This is a genomic window from Propionivibrio pelophilus DSM 12018 (assembly GCF_059569095.1).
The window spans coordinates 1-4,956 of the sequence record NZ_JCANUT010000103.1 but is presented as its reverse complement, the minus strand read 5'-3'; the positions used below and the strand labels follow the sequence as shown (position 1 = coordinate 4,956).

At 58.8% G+C, this 4,956-nt stretch carries 4 protein-coding genes and 1 pseudogene; 1 reads left to right on the top strand and 4 read right to left on the bottom strand.

Annotation, left to right across the window (positions count from 1 at the left end):
- On the top strand, positions 1 to 317 hold a 317-nt coding region (locus BO74_RS20595; protein ID WP_496445195.1), incomplete at its 5' end, for a transposase.
- On the opposite strand, the gene BO74_RS20590 is transcribed toward BO74_RS20595, so the two are convergent.
- The 4 genes and pseudogenes from BO74_RS20590 to BO74_RS20575 all read right to left on the bottom strand — a co-directional run.
- A complete protein-coding gene (locus tag BO74_RS20590) occupies positions 241 to 1,626 on the bottom strand; it encodes an RNA-binding domain-containing protein (RefSeq protein ID WP_496445194.1) in 1,386 nt (461 codons plus the stop codon). The genes BO74_RS20595 and BO74_RS20590 overlap by 77 nt on opposite strands.
- On the bottom strand, positions 1,623 to 2,894 hold the full coding sequence (locus BO74_RS20585) for a restriction endonuclease subunit S (protein ID WP_496445192.1): 1,272 nt from the start codon (positions 2,892 to 2,894) through the stop codon (positions 1,623 to 1,625). Before BO74_RS20585 ends, BO74_RS20590 begins: the two co-directional genes overlap by 4 nt.
- Positions 2,884 to 4,431: a class I SAM-dependent DNA methyltransferase gene (locus BO74_RS20580; RefSeq protein WP_496445190.1), complete on the bottom strand. Its 1,548-nt coding sequence runs from the start codon at positions 4,429 to 4,431 to the stop codon at positions 2,884 to 2,886. Before BO74_RS20580 ends, BO74_RS20585 begins: the two co-directional genes overlap by 11 nt.
- A 251-nt stretch (positions 4,432 to 4,682) precedes the next feature.
- A pseudogene (locus BO74_RS20575) lies at positions 4,683 to 4,956 on the bottom strand (hypothetical protein); the annotation flags it as partial.

Here is a 4,956-nt window from a genome sequence, read left to right as displayed (position 1 = left end):
GTCTGCTCCAAGAGGCGCCGGCCAAGATCTTCCTGATCGTCGATAACCTGCGTGTGCATCACGCCAAGCTCGTCCAGCAATGGATCGAGCCTCGCTTGGACAAGATCGAACTCTTCTACTTGCCGCCCTACGCCCCGGAATCCAATCCCGACGAATATCTGAATCACGATTTCAAAACGTCCCTGCGTCTCGAACCGGCCACCCGCTCGGAAAAGGATCTTCTGCAAAAAGCCATGCGCATCATGAATCGCATCGCACAATGGCCCGAACGTATCCGTTCCTATTTCCAGCACCCTCATGCCGCATACGCGGCTTAGCGAAGCTATTTAAGGGCCGGGTTAATAGCAGCTGATCGAGTCCGATTTCAGCGCCTTGGGCGTCCAGTCGGGATACCAGCGCCGCCAGCGTCTCGTGCGCTCCCTGATTGAATATCCGCAACGTCACCGAATGCCCGTCGCTCGAATATTCGGGTCGTCGTTTCCCATACACCAGCGCCGATCGGAAGATGCGTTTTCGCCCGATACCGGAGGACTCCACCAGCCGGATTTTTACCAGCGCATTGGCCAACGTGCGGTTCCGCGCCACTGCCTCATGGCGCAAGATATTTTCCGGTGTGATGCCCGCTACAAATCCGCCGGGGCTGGTCACGATCAATTCGTCGCGCGAATGCCGAACCAGAATTTCCCCGGGATGCAGGTAATCCCGGTGCGTCAATGCGTTTAGCACCGCTTCGCGAACCCCTTCCAAGGCAAACTGGGGAATCCGTAACTTGAAGAGGCCGACATCGATTTCCTTCTCAGGATTCAATGGGCCGGAGAACACTTGTTCCATCCGCTCCACGGCTTCGAGTAAGGGCAAGCGATCAATGTCGTTGCGTGCTACGCTTGTTTCACCGTCTTGCAGCACGTAGTGAAACTGCGCCTGCGGGCAATGCCTCGCCAGCACGTCCTGCCGGGCAAATAACAACAGGCCGGCGTGCGTCACTTTCCCCTCGCGCACCGCTTCCAGTCCCTGCAGAAATTCCAGTTCGGATAATTCGATAAGCGGTGACGACGGCGCCTTGCTGCGTAGAACGCGCCGGGCTCGTTCAATCTGAAGCGGGTCAAGGTCATTCAGGCCAACCCCGTGCGCCGGTTCACCGCTCCAGTCGACGGCGCCCGTACTGATCCGCGCCCGCTGGAACGCCAGAGGATCGAGCGGCATGCAGTTCTTGCCGACGCGCTGTTTGAACAGTCCCGCCGCCGTTCCATAGGGTTTTTGTGCACCTTCCCGAATCCGAACGACCAGTAGCTTGCCGGTGCCTTCCGGTACATCAATTTCTTCCACCTCGGCGTCGATGTTCGGCTTCGTGCCGTCAAAGACGCCGTAGCGAAACTTGTCGAGATCGTACCCGCGCGCACCGTGGATCGCCCGCCCGCGACCGCGAACCTTGTCAGCCACGCCGAACACCACCACACCGCCAGCGCCGTTGGCAAAGCACACCGCGTATTCGCACGCCAGTTTCAAGTCCTCCTTCGGACCCTGCCACGGCTTGAAGTCGAGGAATTGGCATTCAAGATCGTCGGCAATGCAATCGTCGAGTTCGTCGAGCAGGGCCAGAATTGCAGCACGGTCGGGAATGCTCATGCGGTGACCTCATCGGAAATTTTCTCTGCATCCGGCAGGCGCAACTGGCCGGAGATCAGGCGGGGGAGCAGGGTGTCGCGGAGGGTAGCGAGGGTTTGGGCTTGCTGTGCATTCGCGAATATCCGCGCACGCAGTGCCGAGACCATTTCGCCGAAACAACCAAGAACTTCATCCGACGGAACAACAACCTTCAATCGGTACACATTATTCCGGTTCAAACCCGGTACGGCACCATCGGTATTCATACCTTCTAGGCCCAGCGTCTTCAACAAGTAAAAGCAGAACGTAAGCGGTTTGCCCGTTCTGACGTAGAACACGGTATCTATTGGAAAAAACGGTCGGTCTTCCCAATAGAGGCTGCCCACAGTTCCCTTGCGGCCAACGATAAGTGATGGCTCTGTAACCAGTGGCACGTTATGGAACCCTGTGATACCGCCGGAGCCGTATACTGGAATGCCCCCTGCGATCCGATCAGTAGCCTTCAGGGCTTTGCCGTACGCAAGCTCCATCAGTTCTTCGACCTTCCCAACCCGCCACCCCCTCGGTACCAGCCCCAATTCCGACTCCTCGAACCCACCCGGAAAAAGCGCCGCCGTAGCCTCGTCCATGCCTTCTGGCGCGCGGCCTTCCTGCTTGGCGCGGACGGGGTCGAAATCGACGAACCACGACTTGAACAGCGCCTGCGCGATGGCTTCCAGCGTGGCGTTGGTTTCGCGCAGGAGGGTGATGCGGTCGTCGAGGGCGCGAAGTATCGCCACTATCGTCTGTTGTTTTTGCAACGAAGGAATAGCAACAGGGAACCCGCGCAAATATGCCAAATTGATTTTCGGAACCCCTGTATGCTCCGAGTCGCGGATAACTTTTTCGATGGATTTCGGTTGTGCAAGGTAGTAGTAAACAAACTCAGAGTCTGCTATTCCCGGATCAACGCGCATCCGCATCTGATTGGATGAGATTAGATAGCGAGGAGACTTCCCTGAAGGAACAAATCCAATCTGACCCAGCGTCCCTTTTTTTGTAAAAACAATATCGCCCGGGACGCAAAGACTCCTCGACAAAGACTCGGCGGTCTCCTCCGAGACGTAGACGAACTCATGGTCCCTGAAACGCTCTTTCCCCTTGGTAAGGTTGCTGCCTCGAATGACAGGAACGCCTGCGGGCGTATATAGGCGTTCCGGCAAATTTGACCCAAAGGGGCCGTCGACCATACCCGCCTTACCGCCAAGAGCAATCTGCTCAAGCGTATATGCCCTCCACTCAGAACTCATACCCCAGCCCTCCGAGCTTCAGTCGGATCATCTGATCGAGTTCCTGCCCCTTCGCCATCTGCTCGCCGAGCTTTTCGGTGAGCTTCTGCATCTTCTCGGCAAAGGCTTCGTCGTCGTCCTCGACTTCTTCCGCGCCCACGTAGCGGCCGGGCGTCAGCACATGCCCGTGTTCGTCGATTTCGGCCAGCTTGACGCTGCGGCAGTAGCCGGGGATGTCCTGATAGTCGCCTGAACCGTCTTCGCCGCGCCACGCGGCAACGGTGCCGGCGATGCGCTCGATGATCTCGTCGGTCAGTTCAGCCTGTACGCGGCTGATCATGGAGCCGAGCTTGCGGGCGTCGATGAAAAGTACTTCGCCTTGCCGCGTCTGCTTTTGCTTGGCGAGGAACCACAGGCAGGCGGGTATCTGGGTATTGAAGAAGAGCTGTCCGGGCAGCGCGATCATCACTTCGACAACGTCGGCCTCAACCATCGCCCGGCGGATGTCGCCTTCGCTGTTCTGGCTGGAACTCATCGAGCCGTTCGCCAGCACGATGCCTGCGCGGCCGTTCGGTCTCAGGTGATACAGCATGTGTTGCAGCCAAGCGTAGTTGGCGTTGCCGGCGGGCGGTGTGCCGTATTCCCAGCGCGGATCGCCTTCGAGACTGCCGTGCCACCAGTCGCTGATGTTGAACGGCGGATTGGCGAGGATGAAGTCGGCGCGCAGGTCGGGGTGCTGGTTGCGCGTGAAAGTGTCGGCCGGTTCGCGCCCGAGGTTGAAGTCGATGCCGCGAATGGCGAGGTTCATGGCAGCGAGGCGCCACGTCGTTGGATTGGATTCCTGCCCGTAAATCGAGACGTCGCCGAGCTTGCCGCCGTGCGCTTCGATGAACTTCTCGGACTGGACGAACATACCGCCCGAGCCGCAGCACGGGTCATACACCTTGCCGTGATGCGGGGCGAGGACGGCGACGAGCGTGTTGACGATCGAGGCCGGCGTGTAGAACTGCCCGCCCTTCTTGCCTTCGGCGCTGGCGAACTGGCCGAGGAAGTATTCATAGACCTGCCCGAGGATGTCGCGGGCTTGTGACGCGTTGTCGCCGAAGCCGATGGTCGAAACGAGATCGACGAGTTCGCCGAGCTTGCCGTCCGGCAGCTGCGCGCGGGCGTAGCGTTTGTCGAGGATGCCCTTCAGCTTGGCGTTCTCGGCTTCGATGACGGCCAGCGCGTCGTCGATCCGCTTGCCGATGTCCGGCTGCTTGGCGGTAGCGCGCAGGGCTTCCCAGCGCGCGGTTTCCGGCACCCAGAAGACATTGACGGCGGTGTAGTAGTCGCGGTCTTCCAGTTCGTCAGCCAGCAGTTCGGGATCGTCAAGGTAGTAGTCGTCGGCCGGGTCGGCGAAGCGGGCGGCGAGTTCGGTACGCCGGGCGGCGAAGGTGTCGGAGACGTACTTGAGGAAGATCAGGCCGAGAACGAGGTGCTTGTATTCGGCGGCGTCCATGTTGGCGCGCAGCTTGTCGGCCGCGGCCCAGAGGGGTTTCTTGATGTCGTCGAGCATGTTTCTGTTCTTGTGTGGGGCAAGCCGGAATTATGACGCGAGGAGGCGTGTAGCGGTTGATAACTGACCGGAGTTCAGGTTGTCGGCACTTACAAAGTTGTCCCGGTTGTCGATTTGGTTGTCCGCAGTAGTCTTCAGCAAGGCTTGATTTGTTGGCTTTTCCGAAACCATTATGTTGTCCGTTTCTGCCATCAGGTTGTCGCCGTCATCAGTAAAAAAGCGATTAAATAGTCCGTCCTGAATAACCGACTTCAAAGCACGGCGAAGGGGCGAAATTCGGGGCGCGGCGCTTGCCGGCGATTGGTGTCGGCAATGGAGAAGCACAGCATCCAGACGTAAAAAAGCCGGATGGCTCTCAGGATCATTCGGAGATTGTGGCCGGCGCCGCAAAGCACGGCATTCAAGGCATCGCCGAGGCTGCCTTTGAGCCAATTTCGACGCAACTTGCCTTCGTTTTTCATGTGCCCGATCGCGGGTTCAACGGCACTTCGTCGATGAATGGCTTTCCGGATGGACGGGGTGACA

Excerpts from the sequence above, each read along its gene's own strand:
- BO74_RS20580 (WP_496445190.1), bottom strand. The coding sequence starts at position 4,431 with ATGCTCGACGACATCAAGAAACCCCTCTGGGCCGCGGCCGACAAGCTG.
- BO74_RS20585 (WP_496445192.1), bottom strand. The coding sequence starts at position 2,894 with ATGAGTTCTGAGTGGAGGGCATATACGCTTGAGCAGATTGCTCTTGGC.
- BO74_RS20590 (WP_496445194.1), bottom strand. The coding sequence starts at position 1,626 with ATGAGCATTCCCGACCGTGCTGCAATTCTGGCCCTGCTCGACGAACTC.